At 43.1% G+C, this 21,730-nt stretch carries 20 protein-coding genes, 1 other RNA gene and 1 pseudogene; 2 read left to right on the forward strand and 20 right to left on the reverse strand.

Translation table 11 applies throughout. From position 1 onward, the window contains the following. Positions 1-192: 192 nt before the first annotated feature. The 13 genes and pseudogenes from L0M85_RS08105 to L0M85_RS08165 all read right to left on the reverse strand — a co-directional run bounded on the left by L0M85_RS08105 (position 193) and on the right by L0M85_RS08165 (position 12,254). Positions 193-996: a hypothetical protein gene (locus L0M85_RS08105; RefSeq protein WP_061564456.1), complete on the reverse strand. Its 804-nt coding sequence runs from the start codon at positions 994-996 to the stop codon at positions 193-195. 21 nt (positions 997-1,017) lie between these two features. Beyond that, the gene (locus L0M85_RS08110; protein ID WP_061564457.1) at positions 1,018-2,190 is read right to left on the reverse strand and encodes a hypothetical protein; all 1,173 of its coding nucleotides are present in this window, start codon (positions 2,188-2,190) and stop codon (positions 1,018-1,020) included. A 183-nt stretch (positions 2,191-2,373) separates the two neighbouring features. Next, positions 2,374-2,850 (reverse strand): annotated as a pseudogene (pgi, locus tag L0M85_RS08115) (glucose-6-phosphate isomerase); the annotation flags it as partial. A 196-nt stretch (positions 2,851-3,046) separates the two neighbouring features. Further along, positions 3,047-3,418, reverse strand: coding sequence for a PTS glucitol/sorbitol transporter subunit IIA (locus L0M85_RS08120; protein ID WP_008808177.1), 372 nt, complete (start codon positions 3,416-3,418; stop codon positions 3,047-3,049). A 98-nt stretch (positions 3,419-3,516) separates the two neighbouring features. Then, a complete protein-coding gene (locus L0M85_RS08125; RefSeq protein WP_038804194.1) occupies positions 3,517-4,497 on the reverse strand; it encodes a PTS glucitol/sorbitol transporter subunit IIB in 981 nt (326 codons plus the stop codon). Between the two features lie 13 nt (positions 4,498-4,510). Further along, on the reverse strand, positions 4,511-5,056 hold the full coding sequence (locus tag L0M85_RS08130) for a PTS glucitol/sorbitol transporter subunit IIC (protein ID WP_001015684.1): 546 nt from the start codon (positions 5,054-5,056) through the stop codon (positions 4,511-4,513). Then, entirely contained in the window at positions 5,053-5,550 is a 498-nt protein-coding gene (locus L0M85_RS08135) for a transcriptional regulator GutM (RefSeq protein WP_153225703.1), read from the reverse strand. The genes L0M85_RS08130 and L0M85_RS08135 overlap by 4 nt, the downstream gene beginning before the upstream one ends. Beyond that, positions 5,550-7,376 (reverse strand): PRD domain-containing protein, encoded by a 1,827-nt coding sequence (locus tag L0M85_RS08140; RefSeq protein ID WP_080639548.1) that lies wholly within the window; start codon positions 7,374-7,376, stop codon positions 5,550-5,552. The genes L0M85_RS08135 and L0M85_RS08140 overlap by 1 nt, the downstream gene beginning before the upstream one ends. 62 nt (positions 7,377-7,438) lie before the next feature. Further along, positions 7,439-8,239 carry an SDR family oxidoreductase gene (locus tag L0M85_RS08145; RefSeq protein ID WP_001000837.1) on the reverse strand — a complete coding sequence of 267 codons (801 nt, stop codon included), beginning with the start codon at positions 8,237-8,239 and terminating at the stop codon, positions 7,439-7,441. Positions 8,240-8,425: 186 nt separating this feature from the next. Then, entirely contained in the window at positions 8,426-9,775 is a 1,350-nt protein-coding gene (locus L0M85_RS08150) for a glucose-6-phosphate isomerase (RefSeq protein ID WP_195423765.1), read from the reverse strand. 327 nt (positions 9,776-10,102) lie between these two features. Continuing rightward, positions 10,103-10,188, reverse strand: an RNA gene (gene ffs / locus L0M85_RS08155) — signal recognition particle sRNA small type. Positions 10,189-10,229: 41 nt separating this feature from the next. Further along, on the reverse strand, positions 10,230-10,742 hold the full coding sequence (gene tadA, locus L0M85_RS08160) for a tRNA adenosine(34) deaminase TadA (protein ID WP_238656821.1): 513 nt from the start codon (positions 10,740-10,742) through the stop codon (positions 10,230-10,232). 219 nt (positions 10,743-10,961) lie between these two features. After that, positions 10,962-12,254, reverse strand: coding sequence for an adenylosuccinate synthase (locus L0M85_RS08165; protein ID WP_061564460.1), 1,293 nt, complete (start codon positions 12,252-12,254; stop codon positions 10,962-10,964). 375 nt (positions 12,255-12,629) lie between these two features. On the opposite strand from L0M85_RS08165, the gene hslO reads away from it, so the two are divergent. Next, positions 12,630-13,502, forward strand: a complete 873-nt coding sequence (gene hslO / locus L0M85_RS08170; protein ID WP_238656822.1) for an Hsp33 family molecular chaperone HslO — start codon at positions 12,630-12,632, stop codon at positions 13,500-13,502. Continuing rightward, positions 13,489-14,469 (forward strand): tRNA dihydrouridine synthase DusB, encoded by a 981-nt coding sequence (dusB, locus tag L0M85_RS08175; protein ID WP_006595451.1) that lies wholly within the window; start codon positions 13,489-13,491, stop codon positions 14,467-14,469. The genes hslO and dusB overlap by 14 nt, the downstream gene beginning before the upstream one ends. 193 nt (positions 14,470-14,662) lie before the next feature. On the opposite strand, the gene L0M85_RS08180 is transcribed toward dusB, so the two are convergent. The 7 genes from L0M85_RS08180 to L0M85_RS08210 all read right to left on the reverse strand — a co-directional run bounded on the left by L0M85_RS08180 (position 14,663) and on the right by L0M85_RS08210 (position 21,728). Next, positions 14,663-15,460: an NUDIX domain-containing protein gene (locus L0M85_RS08180; RefSeq protein WP_125335053.1), complete on the reverse strand. Its 798-nt coding sequence runs from the start codon at positions 15,458-15,460 to the stop codon at positions 14,663-14,665. Beyond that, positions 15,461-16,243 carry a nicotinamide riboside transporter PnuC gene (gene pnuC / locus L0M85_RS08185; protein ID WP_125335055.1) on the reverse strand — a complete coding sequence of 261 codons (783 nt, stop codon included), beginning with the start codon at positions 16,241-16,243 and terminating at the stop codon, positions 15,461-15,463. 12 nt (positions 16,244-16,255) lie between these two features. Further along, positions 16,256-17,314 carry an AAA family ATPase gene (locus tag L0M85_RS08190; RefSeq protein ID WP_238656823.1) on the reverse strand — a complete coding sequence of 353 codons (1,059 nt, stop codon included), beginning with the start codon at positions 17,312-17,314 and terminating at the stop codon, positions 16,256-16,258. Positions 17,315-17,517: 203 nt separating this feature from the next. Next, positions 17,518-18,252, reverse strand: coding sequence for a hypothetical protein (locus L0M85_RS08195; RefSeq protein WP_238656824.1), 735 nt, complete (start codon positions 18,250-18,252; stop codon positions 17,518-17,520). Between the two features lie 161 nt (positions 18,253-18,413). Further along, a complete protein-coding gene (locus tag L0M85_RS08200) occupies positions 18,414-18,818 on the reverse strand; it encodes a DUF4430 domain-containing protein (RefSeq protein ID WP_048716674.1) in 405 nt (134 codons plus the stop codon). Next, positions 18,799-19,287, reverse strand: coding sequence for an ECF transporter S component (locus tag L0M85_RS08205; protein WP_238656825.1), 489 nt, complete (start codon positions 19,285-19,287; stop codon positions 18,799-18,801). Before L0M85_RS08205 ends, L0M85_RS08200 begins: the two co-directional genes overlap by 20 nt. 11 nt (positions 19,288-19,298) lie before the next feature. After that, on the reverse strand, positions 19,299-21,728 hold the full coding sequence (locus tag L0M85_RS08210) for an ATP-dependent Clp protease ATP-binding subunit (protein ID WP_195347801.1): 2,430 nt from the start codon (positions 21,726-21,728) through the stop codon (positions 19,299-19,301). Between the last annotated feature and the right edge of the window lie 2 nt (positions 21,729-21,730).

The raw sequence follows: 21,730 nt of genomic DNA on the forward strand, positions 1-21,730 counted from the left end.
CAGTTGAGTAGGGCTGTAAAAGCTGATGAAATCAGCGTAGTAGAGCCCATTCAACTACTGCGTCTTGCTCGACAATCCAAAAAAAATTGAGAGGCTAGGACTTTTGTCCCAGCCTCTTTTTTCTAGCTTTAGGAAAGTTGAGTTTCTTCCTTTCTTTTCCCTACCATTGTGAAGTGGGAAAGTGACCTAACCTTAGTCGTCACCTTTTTTAGCAAGAAGGAAATCTCCATCTGATTGTTTCACAAACGTCAACTTATATTGATCTGTCGTTGAGGATTTAAAACGGATCGTCATAGTAGTGACAATATCATGAGTTTTGTAGTCTTCATCTGCAGACAAAGAGAGAGAATAAATGGTATTATCTTTCAAAACTTCCTTGTAAGAAACGCCATCCTTACCAGTTTTGGAATCTCCGACTTTGAGGTTGTCATAGTAAGATGAGGTCATAAAATCGTCCTCAGCTTCGTTATAATTTCCTGAATAATAGAGATCCTGTAAATAATAGGTATCTCCCTCTTTCTTAAAGGTCAGTCTCATATCACGAACGGTATGGAATTGACTATAGGTATCATCCTGATCTTCTTTTAACTCGCCCCACTCTAAATCAATGAGATCTCTTCTAAACGAACCTTGCAAAGCTTTTCCGTGCTCATCCACAACATCTTCAATGGATGTTCCCAAATTTGAAGTTGAGTATGTGCCAAGCTCGAGGTTAGCCAAATCTGTAATGTTCCAAGAAAAATCAGTATCGTCTGGATCAATATATTTTCCAGCCTGATCACGTTTTGATTCCCCTGCATCAGCTTTCGGATGAAGGACAGGCGAGGAACTTTTAGCACTATTTGCCGCACCCATAGAATGGCCAAAGAATAGACCGATAATGACTCCTAAGACCGCAAAGCCACTAATACAAGCAATTAACAGACCTTTCCCTGGCTTCTTTTGATCACCAGTTTCTGGCACACCAAATGGTGCCTGTGATTGATTCGTATTCATCTTTCATATATCTCCTCTATATTAAAAACGTTCTGGACCAATGTATAAGAAGTCCCCATCTGGTTGTGCTAAGAAGCGTAATGTCTTATAATCGTCTCCCACTTTAAGGTTGATCTTTGCAACCACTCGAGTAGAGTCATACTCTTCTCCATCAGCAGTGATTTTTGTCTCTGTACCTATTTGAACATTTTGTTTATGTTTCTTCAAAACTTCCAATAAGGAGGTTCCACCTTTACCAGTTTTCTTATCTCCTTTTTTCAGATCTTTGAATTCTTTCGTGCTCATCTCACGATCTGTAGAAGTATCTTCATCTTCATCGTCTTCACTCGCATAGACTTCTTCCAAGTTAAAGGCTTCTACAGATTTCAAATAATAGTTGCCATCCACTTTTTCAAATTTGAAATAAATATTTTGGTGAGAGGCGTTCTTTGCACGATCCCAAGTAAGAATCATGCCTTTCTTTTCATATTCGACACTGGTAGCCAAGCCATAAGTTTCAACAATCTGATCAGCAGTCAAGCCATAACCGTCCTTGTTGCTATAACTTAATGCAGCAAGGTCTTTTAGGGTCCAAGTATAGATTACCTCATCCTTTTCTGTAATAAAGCCTGTCTTTGTTTTCTTAGCTTCTTCACTAGCACGGTCTAATCGTTTGGTACGTTTGGCATCTGCTTGAGGCTTAGATGAATGCCCCCAGAAATAGCCAGCTCCGCCACCGATCAAGCCACCAAGAAAGAGGGCAAGAATAGAAAAGACGATAAAGTTAGTCCATCCACTCTTCGGTTTTGGTTGAACATTCCATTGTGATTGAAAGGCTTGAGGGTTCCCTTGTTGGTAGAAAGGATTATTTTCTACCTGTGGCGCTTGATTTTGGAAAAATTGTTCCTGTCCTCCAGTTTGTGGTCCTTCTACTGGAGAAGACTGTTGGAAGCCTTGCGCTCCTGGTGCACCAAATGGCTCATAAGCTGTTTGGCCATTTTGTACTCCAAAAGTGTCTTGGAAGTTTTGGCCCATTGAATCTTCAAGAGGTTCTTGAGCAGCCTGCCCCCCTTGTGCTCCAAAAGGCTCTTGGACGGTTTGACCCGTTTGGGCTTCAAGAGGTGGTTGAACAGTTTGTTCGTTTTGTGCTCCAAAAGGTTCTTGAACAGTTTGTCCCTCTTGTGTTCCAAAAGGTGTCTTGTCTTCTGTTGTCATAATCTCTCCTTTACTAACAACCTTCGCTCATCGTTCTTTCTACTTTTTTGTGATCATAGTTTGACGTGCAAAGTATAAATATAGTAGTTCTACTATATCATAAAACAGTCTATTTTTCCACCTCATTCTGAGATATTGAAAGCGATTAAAAAACGACCTCTTGCGAGATCGTTTTGTTGTCTATTATAGACGAGCGTTGAGTTCTTTGCTCAATTCTTCAAATCCTGGTTTACCAAGAAGGGCAAACATGTTACGTTTGTAAGCTTCAACACCTGGTTGGTCAAATGGGTTGATCGCGTTCAAGTAACCTGAAAGGGCGATGGCCAATTCGAAGAAGTAGATGGCATAACCAAGAGTGAAGGCATCTTGCTCAGGAAGAGTTACGTACATGTTTGGCACGTCACCGTCAGTGTGGGCAAGAAGAACACCGTCAGTTGCTTTTTTGTTTACGAAGTCAACGTCTTTTCCTTGGAGGTAACCAAGTCCATCAAGGTCTTCTTCCAATGTAGGGATGATCACGTTCTTACGTGGTTTGTCCACACGGACAACTGTTTCAAACATGATACGAGTTCCTTCTTGGATAAACTGACCCAATGAGTGCAAGTCTGTTGAGAAGTTAGCTGAAGTTGGGTAGATCCCTTTTTGGTCTTTTCCTTCTGTTCAGGCACCCCTTGTGGATCCATCTGCTGGGAATTCCCTTGCACTGACTGGCTAGTTTGATTGACTTGCCAATCAACCACTGCGTCATCTATTTTTTCTAATTTAGACCCAGAAGCCTGGACTTTTTGTCCAAGCTCTGAATCAATTTTTTAGACTTTTATTTTTCTAAATTGCTTGATTTTAAATTTTGTTATGGTCAAGCAGTTTCGAAAATCTGAATGGTAGAGTCCTTTTCAATTACTACTGCTTGGTCTGCTGCAACATGGAGAGTCCCCGGCAGGCTGCCCTCTTTTGAACCATCAAAAGAAATCGTGATATGGCCCAGTCCAGTTAAATTTTTTTCTACTACATTTCCTACGGCAGTAATCGAATATTCCTGACTATCTACCACCAGCTTTCCACCTTCTAGTATTGCACCTAGAAGATTTTTGTTATCGATTTTAAAACAATACTCTGCTAAGTCTTCCGGAGCTTCTTCTCCAAACAAAATGAGCATATTGGCATCTTGAATCATATTCTGAGCTTCAGGCCCCACTTGAATTACTTTAGCTTCAAAAATTTTCTTCATCTAATTCCTATTCATCCTTTCTCAAATCTGTCATAAACTTATGCTTATAGATAAGTTTAACATAATAGTTGCTATGTTTACGTGCATCTATCAAAAGTTTACTGATAAAGGCCAATACTAGCTATCCAAGCTACTAGCACCCGCGGAACACCATTGAGAAAGCGTGAATAAAGCACAGAAGGGACACCAACCTCAACTGTTTCAGCCTTGGCTTCAGATAGACCGAGTGCTACAGGAATGAAATCACAACCGTTTTGAGTGTTGATAGCAAATATAGCTGGCAGAGCCATTTGGGGCGGAATAGTCCCTTTGCCGATTTCAACTCCAATTAAGGTTCCAATAATCTGACTGATAACAGCTCCGGGGCCTAACAAAGGAGATAGGAATGGCAAGGAACAGATAAAGCCAATCAAAATGAGTCCCCAGATGTTCCCAGCTAGGGGAACCATTAATTTTGCCAGCCAATTTCCAACACCTGAACCTTGAATAACCCCAATCAGCAAGGAAACAAAGGCCATGAAAGGAATGATCGTGTTGAGCATTGTTTGGATGGCTTCACGAGCAGCCTGGTTGAAAGTCGCAACGACCTTCCCAGCGCCCATCCCAATTCTTGCTACAATACTTGTTTCAGCTTTTTGCTCTGTAATTTTTTTACTAGTATCGTAAGTTGGCTTTTCTGTTACCACAGTTGTCGCTTTTTCGTCTTCATTAGCAGCAGAAATTTGATTAAGGCCAACTGCTGACACATAGATTTCCTCGGTTATATATTGAGCTAGAGGCCCACTTTTCCCTGTAGCGACAATATTTATTGTAGGGATCCCCTTTTTAGGATAAATACCACAGCGAAGAGTACCGCCACAATCCACGATTGCTAAAGCAATTTCCTCATCTGGGATAGAAGTTTTAAACCCATTAACAGCTTCCATACCGGTCAAATCAGCAATTTTATCTACAATATCTGGCTTTTCTCCTCCGCCAGTGATATAGATGAATTTATGCTTAGCTTCACTAGGTGTAATGACCAAAGGTCCTCCGAAACCGCCATTTCCTTTAACAACTTTTATACTCTTATATGACATAATTTCACTCTTTCTATAAATCAAATGTTTTACTCAAGGTAACACCTTGCTGTTTTGCTACATAAGCAGTTGTAAAATCGGTCACCCAACCGCCTACAAAGTTCATGACAAGCCCAACAAGCATGTAACGAATGGCTAAGTCCATTTGACTTAAACCTAAAGTTTGAATTCCTGTTGCAATTCCCATCCATACAAACAATTCCCCAGGATTGATATGCGGAAATACACCATTTGAAGTGTGGCAGAACTGCATCTGAGCTGCTACAAAACTAGGTTTATAATATTCTGGTAAGAAACGTCCCATACTGATTGCCATCGGATTCCCCAGCATAAAGGCTGAAATGAAAGGTAAAATCATATACCGGCTAACAGGATTTTTGGCAGAAATCTTAGCCAGGGAATTGACCTTCTCTTCTCCCAAGAAAGCGATAAGGGTATTCATTGCAATCAATAGCATTAAGACAAGCGGTACAATATTTGTCATCCAGCTAATAAAGGTTTCTCCACCTAATTGGAAGAGTTTCATAAAACTCTCTGCAAAATTTGTAATGTGATTCATAAGGAACTCCCTTTCTTATTTTTTTTAAATAACTGTTTAATAGATAATTGTAAGTAATTCGCATAAAAGCCGAATCCCAGAAAAGAATCAGATGAACTTGTCTCTTTCTCAATACCTGCCTCATGCCAAAGATAGACTTTTCTAGCATCTTCTATGGCTGATTGCATCAACTTATTTTCTTTTCTCACAAGAGGATTATACTTGTCAAAATAATGGATGTCTTCTCCAACATAATCGTCCATATTTTGAAAACGTGCTAAGATTGTGACTCCTTGCATTTTGCTAGCTTTAAGAACCCGACCGTTTTCATCAACCGCGAACATGACAATCGTACCGGATTTGATTCTTCCGGACTTCCTGCCAATCGCTACGCGCCCCAGTCTTCGGAGCATCGTATAGGTCTTATTGAAGTCTTTGAGTTGCTGCCAGCCGAGGAACATTTGAAATATATAAGCTGCCATGATAAATACAGCGAAAATTATTAGCGAATTCATTAAAATACTCCTTTGCTCTTAGAAAATGATAGAAACTCTGTCTCTGTTTCTACAGCCCTCAATGCTTCTTTTAGAGAAGGCTCTCCTGCAATTCGAAAAATGTCGTCATACAATTCCAGCAATTCACTCTCCATTTTGCTTTCAATTTCTGAGGGAATGGCGACTAGAAAGATAAATTCAATCCAATCATCTCCTTTTTGATAGGGCTCTTCTAGCTTTCCAAACATTAAAATAGTCTTTGCATAACCCTGGTTAATTGTATGGGGGAAGGCAATTCCTCCACCAAAAATGGTTGATTGTTTTTTATCCCTATCAATTATCCGATTTCTAAAACCTTCATCAATCATCTGAAGTTTCTCTAACTCTGCAACCATATTTAGCAAGTATTGCTGATAGGTTTTTTGGGGAGTCAAACGAAGAAAACGTAAGCTGACTGTTTCTAGATTTTTTTGATGAAAAGCATTGGCCCTCTGCCATTCTTCCTGCAGCCATTGATCATCAAAAAGATGATTAACTTGAATGACTGGAGATTTAGAATCTTTATATTTTAGAGGAACTGTCGTAAAAATCGCGAAATAGTCCTGATTCAAATCCAGATTAAAATCCTCTTCAGAATACTGAGTAATGTCTACATCATTTCCAAGAATTCGTCTGAGTTGCTGAATAATCATCGCAGCAGTTCCTCTTCCTGTTGTGCAAACTACAGCTATCTGCTTGCGAGAACCATTTACAACAGAGTTTTGCTTTCTTAAAATCATTTCAAAATACAAAGCCAGATATCCGATTTCAGATAATTCCAATTCAGAACCAAAAATTGCAGATAGTTCTTCTCCAGCAATTTTCGCCATTTCAAAAGCAAAAGGATATTGAGTTTGAACCTCGCCATGGAATATATCATTAGCTTGCACATGGAAAATCAGTCGATTGATTAAGGAGCCTAGATGAGACTTGATTTCTTCAAATAATTCTTCATCATCAAAGTTAACCAACATTGTTTCTTTGACTTTCTTGACAATCCCTTGAAAAATGTTTGCAAGCTGTTCAGATTGATAAGACGGCTTGCTTAAAGTGTCAATAAAACGGATATTAAACGGAAAACACAAAAAGTCTATCTCAAACTGACTGAGGGAAATCTTATAAGTCATCTCAATATGATAGATTAATTTTTCAACCAAAGGTGTCTCTGTTAAATCATTCCTATAGTAAGGAATAGGGCAACTCAACACCCTAGATGCATGAATACGCTCCACCATAATTGAAATTGTCTTTCGAAGGAGTTCCTTTGTTTCTTTCGGGATTTTATACTCCTGGAGTAGCGTCTCCAGAAAAGAAGATGTTGCCTCGGTGAGTGTCTTTCCTTCAAAGTAAGGGGCCACTTGGTGAATATAGAGCAAGCGCAAATTCAGCTCGGACCCCAAGACCTCCAGCCCACGGTTGGGCTTTCCTGAAATAGTGATAGAGTAACTCTCTGCCAAAGATTTTACTTGTTTTAAATCCTTATTAAGGGTACTTCTACTAACACCTGCTTCCTCAGCCAAGTCGTCAATAAGAAGAGGGGAGGTTGACTCAATTAAACGTTTTAGTAAATAGGCAATTCTTTTACTGGAAGAATTGAAGTCACTCTCCCGTTTTAAACTACCAGATAAAATCCTTTCCAACTCAGTATAGTCATACACCTCTAACATTAACTGATCATCTTGTGAGATAATCTGGATACTCGGAGCCAAAACATCATTTAATTGTTGGATACTCTTTTGCAAGGTTTGCATACTAATATCCAGCTCTGAGCGCATATCTACCAAGGAATAAGTTGGCTGTGAGACCATTTTTTCTAAAATATTATACCATCGATTTACTATGGTCAACTCTCTTCCTCACCTTCATTTTTTTAACCGCGAGTTTTCCCTCCGGCAATATTTGTAGTGACTCCAGTTATATAGCTAGAACGGTCTGAAATATAGAATGCTACAAGGTCAGCTACTTCCCGTAGTTTACCACTTCGTCCCAAAGGAGTTGTTGAAGTTGAAGCATAACCAGCTCGAATATCTTCTACCGTCTTTCCACGGGTATAAGCAAGAGCTTCCTCATAAGAAAGAGTTCGAAGTCCCGTAGCTTCCATAATTCCTGGAGCAATTCCAACCACACGTACACCATGCTTACCCAGCTCTTTTGCCCATGAACGAGTGTAACTATAGACTGCTGCTTTTGTGGCAGCATAGGCACTTTGTCCTTCAGAACCTTCCAAGCCTGCTTCTGAAGCCATGTTCACAATTACACCTTTTCCATTTTTCACTAAAATACGTCCCACTGCCTGACTAACCAGATACAAACCTTTTTGATTAATCATCGTTACTTTTTCGAACGTCTCATCGTCCAATTCGTAAGGACCTTTAGGATTTTCTGCATCGATTAATAATCTAGGGATATTAATCCCTGCATTATTGACCACTGCATCAATATTGCCAAATCTTTCAACTATTTTGGCAACACCCTCTTCTACTTCAGAGCGAGAAGTTACATCAACTTTTACAAATAATAGATTTGGATGACGCAAATCGTTGTCGCTAAGATCGAAATTCGCTACGTTGACACCTAATTCCAGCAATTCTTCAACGATTGCCTTACCGATCCCAGATGACGCGCCAGTCACAAGAACTGTTTTGCCTTTTATGTTTAACCAATCATTCATTTTGATACCTCTCAAATTTTATTTACAAGGTAATTATACAGCGCTTTCATAAATGAATTAAGACACTCTTTTTTACACAGTTCAAAAAAATAATAAACTAATTAAGAGGCTTGTACTAAAAAATCCACAAGAAATGAACTTGTGGATCTCTTTTTATACTCTAAATGAACTCAAGGCATATAAGAATCAAAGGCGTGCATTCAACTCAGCACCCAGCTCTTCAAAGCCTGGTTTTCCAAGAAGGGCAAACATGTTTTTCTTATAAGCCTCAACTCCAGGCTGGTCAAATGGATTGATACCATTCAGGTAGCCAGAAAGAGCAATAGCCAACTCAAAGAAGTAAATAGTGTAGCCCAAAGTGAACTCATCTTGCTCAGGCAGTGTCACAAACATATTTGGAACTCCACCATCAGTGTGTGCTAACAGCACTCCATCTGTAGCTTTTTTATTGACAAAGTCAACATCTTTTCCTTGCAAGTAGCCAAGACCGTCCAAGTCTTCTGCCAATTCAGGAATCAGCACATTTTTGCGAGGTTTATCTACACGTACAACTGTTTCAAAGAGGATACGGGTACCTTCCTGGATAAATTGTCCCAGAGAGTGCAAGTCTGTTGAGAAGTTGGCTGAAGTTGGGTAAATCCCTTTTTGGTCTTTCCCTTCTGACTCACCAGCCAGTTGCTTCCACCACTCAGAGAAGTATTGTAGAGATGGTTCATAGTTAGCTAAAACTTCTGTCAGATAACCTTTACGGTACAAGATATTGCGTACAACTGCATATTGATATGCTTCATTTTCAGCCAACTTATCAGAAGCATAAGCCTTGCGAGCAGCATTTGCTCCTTCCATTAACTTGCTGATATCAGTCCCTGCAGCTGCGATTGGCAAGAGTCCCACTGCTGTCAATACTGTAAAACGACCACCTACACTATCAGGCACTACAAAAGTATCCCAGCCATTAGCATCTGCTTCAACCTTAACTGCACCTTTAGCGCGGTCTGTAGTTGCATAAATCCGTTTATTTGCTTCTTCCTGACCATACTTCTTAACCAAGAGTTCTTTGAAGACACGGAAAGCAATAGCAGGCTCTGTAGTCGTTCCTGACTTAGAAATAACGTTGACAGAGAAATCTTTGTCTGATACATAGTCTACCAAATCAGCCAAATAGCTTGAAGAAATAGAATTTCCAGCATAGAGGATTTGAGGTGCCTTGCGTTCTTCCTTGCTTTGTAGATTTACAAAAGAATTATTCAAGAAATCAATAGCTGCACGAGCTCCTAAATAGGAACCACCAATACCGATTACGATCAATACCTCACTATCAGATTGGATTTTAGCAGCAGCCTTTTGAATACGAGCAAATTCATCTTTGTCATATTCTTCAGGCAAGTTCAACCAGCCAGTCATTTCTGCCCCAGGACCTGTACCATTTCGCAGAGCAGAATCTGCAGCAGTCACTTGAGGCTGCATATAATCTAGTTCATGTGGTGCTACAAATTTATCTAACACCTTTGAGTAGTCAAATTTAATATGTGACATGTTTATCCTCCAATTGTTCTTTTCTTTTATGATAACGCTTTAAGAAAAAATAAGCAAGTGCTTTCGCTATTTTAAAACGTTTACATTTGTATTCTATACTATTTTTCTAAATAAGCTAACCTTAGGACATAACCGAGAGCAATCGTTTGCGTAAGTCAACAAATTTTAGGCCTATTTAGGCCTATTGAGAAGAACAATTTTGATTGACAAGAAAACAAATATGCTTCTTAAGATTGGATGTCAGCTGAATTCATTTCAGGTCCGTTCAAACTAGATTCGCTGCTCCAATATTCATCTGCACCTTTTAGGCTTGACTCATCAAGAGCAATAGAAAAAGAGCACACAGCTCACTTCGCTTAGGGCTGCTGGATTCCTCCCCTGACCCGCTTCACGCAGAACTGTTGCTCCGATAGGTATTATATCATAAATTGTGGATTTTGCAAAGGTCTGGTTTTTATTCTTGTGTTTCGGCCTTAGCTGCGAGCTTGGCTTGTTTTTTTCGTTCTCGACCTTGGCGGAAGAAGGTCTGCATGATGGCTGCACATTCTGCTTCCAAGATTCCTGTTTCCACTTCCACCCGGTGATTGAGGCGCTCATCTGTCAAAATGTCGTAGAGACTTCCTGCTCCGCCAAACTTCTGATTGGTCGCCCCGTAAATCACCTGGGGAATCCGAGCTAGACCAATGGCACCACTACACATGACACAGGGTTCAATGGTCACAAACAGAGTCGTATCCAGCAAACGCCAGCTCTCTTCATGCTGATTGGCTTCCTCGATCGCCATGATTTCCGCATGCATGACCGCCCGCTGCAGCTCCTCACGCGCATTATGTCCACGCCCGATAATCTGACCATCCTTGACCAAGACACAGCCAATCGGTATTTCATCATGGGCCAAGGCAATCTCCGCCTCTTTTAAAGCCTCTCGCATAAAAGCTTCTTTCTCTTCTAGGGTATAGTCTCTCACTTGTACACTCTCTTACTTTTTATGTTCTTGTTCTATTATATGATGAAGCTACAAAAAAAGCCACCAATGGGTGACTTCTTATAGGGAGATATTATGAAAAAAAGTTTGGATTCTAAACAAAGTTGGGAGGTCTTTGTTTATGGTCTTAGTATAAACCACGTGTCTTAAAGTAAGCTTAAGACTCAAAAAAGTTGAGAGAGTCTCCCAACTTTTATTGAATTATTTACTTGACCAGACACTTTCAAGGATATTGGTTTGGTCACGATCTGGTCCGACTGAGAAGGTTGAAATGCGCACACCAACCAACTCACCGATCCGGCGGACATAGTTGCGGGCATTTTCTGGAAGCTCATCCAAGTGACGCACACCGGTGATGTCTTCTGACCAACCTGGTAATTCTTCATAGATTGGTTTGCAACGTTTGAGTTGCTCCAAGCTTGCTGGATAGTGATCAATGCGTTCTCCATCCAAGTCGTAAGCCACACAGATTTTCACTATATCCAAGCCTGACAGAACGTCGATCGAGTTCAAGCTAAGGTTGGTGATCCCTGAAACGCGACGGCTATGGCGCATAACAACTGAGTCAAACCAACCGACACGACGAGGACGACCGGTTGTTGTCCCATACTCATGGCCAACTTCACGGATCCGGTCACCCACTTCATCAAAGAGTTCTGTAGGGAATGGGCCATCTCCAACACGGCTGGTATAGGCTTTACATACACCGACAACCTTATCAATCTTGCTTGGGCCAACACCTGATCCGATGGTCACCCCACCTGCGACTGGGTTTGAAGAGGTTACAAATGGATAGGTTCCTTGGTCGATATCCAACATAACCCCTTGGGCTCCTTCAAAGAGCACGCGCTTGCCATTGTCCAAAGCATCGTTCAAGATGACAGAAGTATCGGTTACATATTGCTTGATTTGTTGACCATATTCATAGTATTCTTCGAAGATATCGTCAAATGAAAGAGCCTCTGCATCATAGAGTTTGGTAAATTGACGGTTCTTTTCTTCCAAATTGATGCGAAGGCGTTCCGCAAAGACGTCACGGTCCAAAAGATCCGCGATCCGGATTCCCACACGCGCAGCCTTGTCCATGTAGGCTGGTCCAATCCCTTTGATGGTCGTTCCGATTTTGTTTTCGCCTTTAGACTCTTCTTGGAGACGGTCCAATTCGATGTGGTAAGGAAGGATGACATGGGCACGGTCAGAGATGCGAAGGCTGTCCGTTGATACCCCTTCTTCATGGAGATAAGCCAACTCCTTGACTAATGACTTAGGATTGACTACCACGCCGTTTCCGATGACAGAGATCTTTTCAGGGAAGAAGATACCAGAAGGAATCAAGTGCAACTTGAACTTTTTGCCGTCGATCACGATGGTGTGACCAGCATTGTCCCCACCTTGGTAGCGAGCAATGACTTCTGCATTGGCTGATAGGAAGTCTGTAATCTTTCCTTTTCCTTCATCACCCCATTGGGTTCCTACTACAACAACTGATGTCATAATTCTTTTTCATATACCATAGATAGTTCCCTATCTATGCCTTTCTTCAAACTAGGGGCAGGAGTCTCACCTGCAAGTTTGTCTTACACCTTATTATAAGAAATTTCCTTATTTTTTTCAAGGTCAGCTATTTCTTTACATGGTTTTTTGCCCTTAAAATCTGCTTCTCATTTTCCGAACATCCATCTTTTGACCTGCATTTCCAACGTTAAAAAATGATCGTTCGGCTTTTACCCTCTTTTCTCCCTGAAACAGATCCCATTCTATTCAATTTCTAAGCGAAGCTCTCCTCAGAAAGATTTTCTTCCTTCACCGTCTAAATAAATCAAGTTACTCCCTTCACCTCTTTTCTTTTTTTATGCTAAAATAGAAGCTATGGACAAAATTATCAAAACTATCTCAGAAAGTGGCTCTTTCCGTGCCTTTGTACTAGACAGTACAGAGACCGTGCGAGCAGCCCAAGAATACCATCAGACACAAGCAAGCTCAACTGTGGCCCTCGGTCGGACCCTGATCGCAAGTCAAATTCTCGCAGCCAATGAAAAGGGAAACACCAAGATAACAGTGAAAATCCTGGGCACTAGCTCACTTGGTGCTATCATCACTGTGGCAGATACTCAAGGAAACGTCAAAGGCTACGTGCAAAATCCTGGTGTGGATATCAAGAAAACAGCGACCGGTGAAGTCGTGGTCGGACCATTTGTCGGAAACGGGGAATTCCTAGTGATTACCGACTACGGCACAGGCAATCCTTATCATTCCATGACACCTCTCGTCACTGGAGAAATCGGTGAAGACCTAGCTTATTACTTGACTGAAAGCCAACAAACGCCATCTGCGGTTGGGCTCAATGTCCTCCTTGATGAAGAAGACAAGGTCAAGATTGCCGGTGGTTTCTTGGTGCAGGTCTTGCCAAATGCCAAGGAAGAAGAAATTGCCAGCTTTGAAAAACGGATCCAAGAAATGCCGGCCATTTCTACCCTTTTAGCCTCTGACGACCATATTGAAGCCCTTCTTACTGCCATCTATGGTGACGAACCATACAAGCGTCTCTCAGAAGAAGAGATCCGCTTCCAGTGTGACTGTAGCAAGGAACGCTTCATGAATGCCTTGGCAAGCTTACCAGCCAAAGACCTTCAAGAAATGAAGGACGAAGACCATGGCGCGGAAATCGCTTGCCAATTCTGTCAGACAACTTACCACTTTGATGAAAACGACTTGGAGGAACTCATTCGTGACAAATCTTAATACACCTTTTATGATTGGGAACGTCGAGATCCCAAACCGGACGGTCCTAGCCCCCATGGCCGGTGTGACCAACTCAGCTTTCCGGACCATTGCGAAAGAACTCGGAGCTGGCCTTGTGGTCATGGAAATGGTCTCTGATAAAGGGATCCAATACAACAACGAAAAGACCCTGCATATGCTCCATATCGATGAGGGAGAAAATCCAGTATCAATCCAGCTCTTTGGGAGCGACGAAGATAGCCTCGCACGCGCGGCAGAATTCATCCAAGAAAACACCAAGACTGATATCGTGGATATCAACATGGGCTGCCCCGTCAATAAAATCGTGAAAAACGAAGCGGGTGCGATGTGGCTCAAGGACCCAGACAAGATCTACTCTATTATCAACAAGGTCCAATCTGTCCTTGATATCCCCCTCACTGTCAAAATGCGGACAGGTTGGTCGGACCCTTCTCTAGCAGTTGAGAATGCCCTTGCTGCAGAAGCTGCAGGTGTTTCTGCCCTTGCTATGCACGGACGGACCCGGGAGCAAATGTACACTGGTCATGCAGACCTTGAGACCCTTCATAAGGTTGCACAAGCTCTGACCAAGATCCCATTCATCGCCAACGGAGATATCCGGACGGTGCAAGACGCCAAACAACGGATCGAAGAAGTTGGTGCAGATGCAGTCATGATCGGCCGTGCTGCTATGGGGAATCCTTACCTCTTCAATCAAATCAATCACTACTTTGAAACAGGAGAAATTCTGCCTGATTTGACCTTCGAAGACAAGATGAAGATTGCTTATGAGCACTTGAAGCGCTTGATCAATCTCAAGGGTGAGCACATTGCCGTTCGCGAATTCCGCGGCTTAGCCCCTCACTACCTTCGTGGAACATCTGGCGCAGCCAAACTCCGCGGAGCCATCTCGCAAGCTAGCACTCTAGCTGAGATTGAAGAACTTTTACAATTAGAAAAAGCTTAATGACAAAAAGAGAGTGGGACAGAAATCGGTCATTCGTTAGAATTCGATTTCGTCGTCCCACCTCCGCACAGTTGAGTAGGGCTGTAAAAGCTGATGAAATCAGCGTAGTAGAGCCCACTCAACCACTGCGTCTTGCTCGACAATCCAAAAACAATTGAGAGGCTAGGACTTTTGTCCCAGCCTCTTTTGTATCTTATTGATCCGCTTGAGATTCACTTTCTTTCCAGCGATAGGTCTTGCGCGGTTTTTTCTTAGGCACCCGCTTAACCCCTACTTCTTCAACGTAAGAGCCATAGGTCACGAGGAAGTTGTTGGTCAAAATTTCCTTATCTGGATGGATTAGGTTCACCAATTCGGTTGCTTCGTATACAGTAAAAGGCTCTTCTAAGAGATGGAGGAAAGTCGGATTCCAAGTTAAGCGCCCTTGGATCCGCTTGATGGATTCTTGCACAATCTCATAGTGGTCAAAGGCAAAATCTTCAGCTGCCAAGACACGACCATCTAGGGAACATTCCCCTTGTTTGAAGTCCACATCGAGGAAGAGAACTTCTTTGGCATCATCTCCAGCTCGGACCAGATTGACGGCCTCCGCAGGCAAATAGACCAGGTGGGCGATGGTGATGACCCAGCCCCGTGGGTCCCGACCAGGAGTCGAAACTGTCATTAACTGCTCGACCTTTTGATGGGTCAACTCTAGTCCAACTTCTTCTTGAACTTCGCGGATACAAGCCTGGATAGCATCCTCGTGCTTTTGCAAGAATCCTCCAACCAAGGCAACCCGATGCTGACAAGGGTGGGTTTTTCGGCGAATCACCAAGAGCTTCAAACGCCCCTCCACAAAGCAGTAGGCCACCATATCGGTAGTTACACTTGGATTTTCATAGGTGGGATGATCTTGCTCCTTATACCAACGGAGGAATTCTTCCTCGCTGACGACCGTCTCGTAGTATTCCTTTTCGTTCATCCCTTCCGGAATGCTGCTTGTTGCCATCTAAATAGCCTCCTTTTTCACAGCTTTGCTCCATTGGTACCAACCAACCAAGCTATTGAGGGTGTAGACCCAATACATTCCCTGAATATGGATGCTTTCTCCCCACCAGAGGTAGATACTGAAGAGGTTGGTCGCAATCCAGAAAATCCACTGTTCGCGATAAAGACCAGTCATGAGAAGTTGACCGACTCCATTGGTCGCATCTGTCACACTATCACGGAAAGGCCGAGCACTGTGGATGCTTTTATAGGCGTAGCCCATCCCGATCCAAATCAGAGCTGTTAGGACCAAATACTTGATCCATTCCATTAGCGTTAATTTCTTGGCCTCAAAGTGAGATTCTTCTGCATCCCCCTGATCATTGATCCGATTCGACAACCAGACATAGAGACCAATTGGTTGCATCACGAAGAAGTACAGGGTCGTCAAAACTTCTCCATAAAAGTTTTTGTTCAAGGCTAGGATGAGGTAAATTGCTGAGTTTACTGCTCCAAAGAGATAGTTACTAGCCCGACCTTCTGCTACTAGTATCACACAAACGATTCCTGTCCAGGAGGCAAAGAGCCCTAACCAATCGTGACTTGCTTCCTGATTGGTAAACTCTAGGACAAAGGGCACGCTAGATAAAGCAAGCAAATAGAGCCATTGTGTCAAAGTGCGACCAGCGAATAGGTCTTTCCAAAGGAGTTTCATAATCCCTACGAAGCCAAGTTTGCCAGCTTCTCGATGGACATTTTTTAAATGCTCCCCAAATGTTTGAATTTTTTCTTGTAGTCGTTTCATGCTGCTTCTCCTTTAATCAGCTTGATAAATCGTATCGATGACACGCTTCGCTTCTTCGTAATTCCCCAAGTAGTCTTGCCCGAGATAAGCTGTAGGGATATCCGAGAGGTATTGGTGGCGGAGGTGATCCAGGTGATTTGAAAAACTGTTGCGAATTTCATCATCTGCCATGGTCATATCACGGAAGCCATCATTGACATAGGATCCAATGGGTTGAACAAATAAAATCAGATCCCATTTTTCCTTAGCTAGGATACTGACGAAGAGGTTGTCAAAAGTATCCGTCATACTGGTCTCTGGGCCTTCTACTTCCATATAGTAGTCGTAATAGCCCTTCGTCACCAGAGAATTCGTATCCGCAATCACTAGCCCTCGATTGGCACTACTATCGATTAATTTTGAGGTTTGATCGTATTGTCCGAGTAGGAGATAATAATAGTCCTTGGGGGTCAACTCATCATCCCGTACATTGTTTCTAATCTGGTACTCGCGAGCATATTCTAAGCTCACTGGTGCATCATAGAAGCGGGCCAAATCTTTTGCCAAGGTCGTCTTCCCGTTGCTAGCACTCCCCATAATGAGGACTTTCTTGGTGAACTGACGGCGGAAGGGTTGGGCAATGTATTTCCAATACTTGCTCGGGTTCTCTCTGATGAGGGTCCCTGAAATGCCAAATTGACGTTCCTGCAGGCGAGCTTCAAAACCTCGCGCTTCAAGTTCTTCTTGGTAAGTCTTCTCTCCAACAAAGAAGACTAAATCTTCTCTCTTAGAATCATATTGAATCGTTTCTAAGGCGGTTTTCAACCAAGGTTCCCATCCCAAGGGATAGCGAGGAAGTTCTGTCTCATCGAGTTTATAAATCTGAGTGAGTTCATCATTTGAAAAACCTTCTCGAATATAGCGAAAACGTTTTTGCAAAGGAAGGCCAACTTCTTCTCCTCGGTCACCTTTGTAACCAGAGACAATCACACAAACGCGGTCGCATTGGCGTTTTGCCCGTTGAATTAAATCAATATGACCTTGATGAAGGGGGGCAAACGTTCCAAATACTACTGCCACTTTTTCTTTCATCTAACTGGCTCCTTTATCATAATGTCAAAACATGTTTTGCTTATGATTTTATTATAAACTATAATTTCAATCTGTCAATACTTTTTTATAAAAAAATATATTTTTATAAAACAAAAATTAAAAAAGATTCAACTCTGTATGTTATTATACAGAATTGAATCTCTGATTTCAATCATTTTTTTAATTTTCTCAGTGGCGAGCCATTATTCCCTAACCAAGGCATGCGCATGGCCATTTTCTGTCACTTGAACACTTGCCACTTGACCATCTTGACCGACAACTATATCCAGGCTAGCTGCAGATCCATCTTGGGTGGAAATCAAGCCAGCATGGTAATGGCCTTGATCCAAGTTGTATTCATAGCTTCCAATTGTATAGCCCACTGCATCGCCACCAGGAGTTTGAATGGTTACTTGTCCACCTTGTCCGATGCTTACGCCTGTATCGCGACCGTCGGTCCAACTACCTGCTACTCCTGAATAATCCCCTGAGGCATAGCTCAAGACACCTTTATAGCGTGGGTTCTCTGTCTTAGAGGCTTGTTCTTTGGCAGTCGTGCGACCTTCTTCCAAGCTAGGACGTTTTTGTTTTTCTGGTGCTGAGTTCACTGCTGGTTTTGTTTCTTTGGAAGGAGTTGGAACCAGGCCTTGACTGGCTTCTGGAACTCTTGGTGTCACTGGAGTTGATGGATTTTCTTGGCTCGCTTGTGTTTCGCTCGAAGCGATGGCAGGTGATTGTGCAACTTCTGTGCTTTGTGTGGTTTTGCTTGCGGTCTTTTTCTCTTCTTTTTTACTAGTAGAGCTTTGTTTCACTTGCGCAATTTTACTAGTTGAAGATGGACTGGTTTCCTTTTTCTTTTCTGATCCACATCCGCTTAAGAGAAGAGCAGCTGTTAGAGCAAGGGTAGATAGACTAAAGAAGGTTCCTTTCATTTTCATGGCAATACCTCTCTTTTGTAACATTTGTTACATTTTGTAATATAATTGTAACATTCATCTATAGGGAAGTCAAGAGGATTTGCAAGTCTTATAAAAAATAGAAACTAGTTTCAAAAAAGAGTGAACAAATGGAGCCCTACTCCAAGCATTCACTCTTTTTCTTATTGATAAACTTCTTGATAAAATTCGATGGTATCTCCATCTTGGACAGTCGTTTCTGCTGCCCCTTTTGGTGCCATCTCTCCATTGATCTTGTACATCCAATAAAGTCCCTTACTTTCGTCCTGGGCTACGCCATCGATCGAGGTTATGAGGCCACTCTTTTCCTCAATCTTGTAGTTAGCTTTCAGGACTTCCATCAGGTTGGCTTTTTCAGCAACCTTCAAGGTCTTGCTATGAGCTTCTTTCCCTTCAGGGGCGATACTGACCGTAATGGTAATTTGTTTTTCTTTCGCTACTTGTGAGCTAGAAGCTGAGCTTTCCGTAGTCGATGGTGTGCTTTGTCCGCAACTGACCAATACAAGAGCTGCTAGGACAGCAAAGAAACTATAAAGTGTTTTTTTCATGATACAATCTCCTAAATACTACATAAAGTAGAGGGTAAAAACAGGCGGTGGAAAGGGCGTGGGCCAGGTTAAAGCTAAAGCCATTCACCAGAGCATAGGTCCACCAGGGCATGTGGTAGAGGACCGCATAAAGACTGTCAATCACTATCCCGTAGAGAAAGGAAAAGATGCCGGCCACCAGGGTTTGAACTTGCAAAGACAAGTGGCGGTAAAGCCCCCGCCAAAGAGTCAAGAGGAGGCCAAAGGCCAGTATCTGAGCGAGCACCACTGGGCTCATCCCCAAGAGAAAAGCCGAGGTAAACATGGTGACCGCCATCACCAAACAGGCAAATTGCCAGTCTTCAAATAGCACCAGTAAAAAGAAAATGGCACTAATGGGTTGGACATTGGGCAAGAAGGCAAAGGCTTGTCTCAGTACCACACAGAGGGCTGCTAAGAGGGTGATTCGGGTCAAGCGTTTGAGAGGCACTGCATATCCTCCTAGTCAATCGTGAAGTTAAGCTGACCAGACTTAACACCTACCTTGAGGGTTTGCCCTTCAGCCACTTCTCCTCTCAAGAGGATCTCTGCCAAGTAGTCTTCCACCTGGGTCTGGATGGTCCGGCGCAAAGGACGTGCTCCCATCTCTGGATCATATCCGTGAGTCGCCAGCCATTTAAGAGCAGACGCTTGGAATTTCAGAGTAATGCCCTTCTCTGCTAGAGATTGAACCAGCGGTTTCACCATAATCTTGACAATCTCATGCATTTGGTCACTGGTCAAGCTATGGAAGACAACCTTCTCATCGATCCGATTGATAAACTCTGGTCGATAAGTCTTCTTCAACTCTTCAAAGATACGTTTCTCCATATTGGCTTGGTCAAAGCGAATATCCTTAGCTCCAAAGCCAACCGTCTTATCATCTCGTAAAGCGGTAGCTCCCAAGTTTGAGGTCATGATAATAATGGTATTGGAGAAATCTACCTTGCGTCCCTTGCTGTCGGTCAAGACACCGTCATCCAAGACTTGCAAGAGAACGTTAAAGATATCTGGATGGGCTTTTTCCACCTCATCAAACAAGAGGACTGAATAAGGTTTGTTGCGGACTTTTTCCGTCAACTCGCCCCCTTCTTCATAACCGACATAGCCTGGAGGGGCACCGTTGAGACGACTGGCCGCAAATTTCTCCATATATTCACTCATGTCAAAGCGGATCAAAGCAGACTCATCATCAAAGAGGACTTCAGCCAGCGCCTTCGCGAGCTCGGTTTTTCCGACCCCAGTCGGACCGAGGAAGAGGAAGGAGCCAATTGGCCGTTTGTGAGACCGAATTCCCGACTGATTGCGACGAATCGCTCGGCTGATACTTGAGACAGCCTGATCCTGACCGATCACGCGCTTATGAAGTTCTGCTTCTAATTCAAGGTATTTCTTAGCTGCTGTTTGGGTTAGTTTCTCCACAGGAATGCCTGACAATTGACTGAGCGTCTTCAGGATATCCTCTTCCTTAACTTCTAGCTGGTAGCCTTTTGGACTGGCATCTTCTTTTAGCAACTGAGCAACTTTTTTCCACTGCCCCTTGAGTAAGGCTTGATCAGCAGCTGTCAAGTCGGACTGAAGACCGGCTTGAGGCCCCTTGTTTTGCACGGTCGCTGCCGCCTCATCTAAGAGGTCAATGGCGGAGTCAGGCAAGAGGCGACTGGTCAAATAACGATTGGCATAGACAACAGCTGTCTCGATGGCCTCATCCGTAATATGGACACGGTGGTGACGTTCATAGGTCTTCTTGAGCCCTTGCAAAATCGCGATGCTATCTGCAACAGAGGGTTGCTCAATCAAGACCTTAGCAAAGCGGCGTGAAAGAGCGGCATCTTTTTCAATGTGTTTTTGGTATTCTTCTTGCGTAGTGGCTCCTACGGTCCGTAGGGTCCCGCGAGCCAAGGCTGGCTTCAAGATATTGGCCGCATCCAAGGTGGAGTCAATCCCAGAGCCAGAGCCCATAATGGTATGGAGCTCATCAATGAAGAGGATGACATGGCCGTCTTCTTCGATATCATTGATGATGTTGTTCATCCGCTCTTCAAAATCTCCACGGAACCGCGTCCCTGCGACAACATTCATCAAGTCCAATTCTAGGACCCGCATTTTAGCCAGTTCCGTCGGGACATCTCCGCTGGCAATCCGTTGAGCCAAGCCCAAGGCTAGAGCGGTCTTTCCGACACCGGCATCCCCGACCAGAACTGGGTTATTTTTTGTTTTACGGCTTAAAATCTGAATCATCCGCGAGATTTCTTGACCCCGACCAATCACCGGTTCCAAACTGCCATTGCGAGCCATTTCTGTCAAATCTCGGGTGTAGTCTTCCAAACCACCGCTGGTAGAGGCTGGCATGCCCATCATATTTCCCATGGTTTGACGATTGGGTTGCTGGGCTCGATAGAGCGAACGAATGGCCTTGACAGCTTCCTTGTCCCAACCTGCTCGTTGCTCCAAGCTCTTCCGAAGCTCGACGATTTTAATGCCCTCTTCCTGATCATCATAGCGGAAGCCGACATACTCCAATACTTGAGAAGCCAAGGTCCCCCTCTCTAATAGAAGCGCCAAGAGGACATGCTCTGTTCCAAGACTTTTGGCATGGACTGCCTGGGCAATCTCTTGGGAACGTTTCATGATTTCTTCGACACGGAAAGAAAAAGGAAACACCTCATAGCGGCCATCCCTCTGGTAGACTTGACCCGTAATGTGCTCCGCCGCATCTTGAAAATCATCAATCTGCATAGGATAGTCACTTAAGACAGAACCAGCTACACTATAAGGATTATTGGCTAAGGCTACTAGGATATGCCAGGTATCTAGCGTTTGGGACTCAAAATGACCCGCCAAGATTTGAGCGGCTTCAATCGTTTCTAATAGGGCTTTTGAATAGTTCATAA

Origin of the sequence: Streptococcus sp. DFI.7.26 (genome assembly GCF_022240605.1) — a bacterium.
GTDB lineage: Bacteria > Bacillota > Bacilli > Lactobacillales > Streptococcaceae > Streptococcus > Streptococcus xiaochunlingii.

What these genes read in the sequence shown, in the direction of transcription:
- L0M85_RS08150 (WP_195423765.1), bottom strand. Translation starts at nt 9,775, where the DNA reads ATGTCACATATTAAATTTGACTACTCAAAGGTGTTAGATAAATTTGTA.
- hslO (WP_238656822.1), top strand. Translation starts at nt 12,630, where the DNA reads ATGGACAAAATTATCAAAACTATCTCAGAAAGTGGCTCTTTCCGTGCC.
- L0M85_RS08125 (WP_038804194.1), bottom strand. Translation starts at nt 4,497, where the DNA reads ATGTCATATAAGAGTATAAAAGTTGTTAAAGGAAATGGCGGTTTCGGA.
- L0M85_RS08105 (WP_061564456.1), bottom strand. Translation starts at nt 996, where the DNA reads ATGAATACGAATCAATCACAGGCACCATTTGGTGTGCCAGAAACTGGT.
- L0M85_RS08130 (WP_001015684.1), bottom strand. Translation starts at nt 5,056, where the DNA reads ATGAATCACATTACAAATTTTGCAGAGAGTTTTATGAAACTCTTCCAA.
- L0M85_RS08180 (WP_125335053.1), bottom strand. Translation starts at nt 15,460, where the DNA reads ATGGCAACAAGCAGCATTCCGGAAGGGATGAACGAAAAGGAATACTAC.
- L0M85_RS08200 (WP_048716674.1), bottom strand. Translation starts at nt 18,818, where the DNA reads ATGAAAAAAACACTTTATAGTTTCTTTGCTGTCCTAGCAGCTCTTGTA.
- L0M85_RS08195 (WP_238656824.1), bottom strand. Translation starts at nt 18,252, where the DNA reads ATGAAAATGAAAGGAACCTTCTTTAGTCTATCTACCCTTGCTCTAACA.
- L0M85_RS08110 (WP_061564457.1), bottom strand. Translation starts at nt 2,190, where the DNA reads ATGACAACAGAAGACAAGACACCTTTTGGAACACAAGAGGGACAAACT.
- L0M85_RS08140 (WP_080639548.1), bottom strand. Translation starts at nt 7,376, where the DNA reads ATGGTCTCACAGCCAACTTATTCCTTGGTAGATATGCGCTCAGAGCTG.
- L0M85_RS08145 (WP_001000837.1), bottom strand. Translation starts at nt 8,239, where the DNA reads ATGAATGATTGGTTAAACATAAAAGGCAAAACAGTTCTTGTGACTGGC.
- L0M85_RS08190 (WP_238656823.1), bottom strand. Translation starts at nt 17,314, where the DNA reads ATGAAAGAAAAAGTGGCAGTAGTATTTGGAACGTTTGCCCCCCTTCAT.
- L0M85_RS08165 (WP_061564460.1), bottom strand. Translation starts at nt 12,254, where the DNA reads ATGACATCAGTTGTTGTAGTAGGAACCCAATGGGGTGATGAAGGAAAA.
- pnuC (WP_125335055.1), bottom strand. Translation starts at nt 16,243, where the DNA reads ATGAAACGACTACAAGAAAAAATTCAAACATTTGGGGAGCATTTAAAA.
- L0M85_RS08120 (WP_008808177.1), bottom strand. Translation starts at nt 3,418, where the DNA reads ATGAAGAAAATTTTTGAAGCTAAAGTAATTCAAGTGGGGCCTGAAGCT.
- L0M85_RS08210 (WP_195347801.1), bottom strand. Translation starts at nt 21,728, where the DNA reads ATGAACTATTCAAAAGCCCTATTAGAAACGATTGAAGCCGCTCAAATC.
- L0M85_RS08135 (WP_153225703.1), bottom strand. Translation starts at nt 5,550, where the DNA reads ATGAATTCGCTAATAATTTTCGCTGTATTTATCATGGCAGCTTATATA.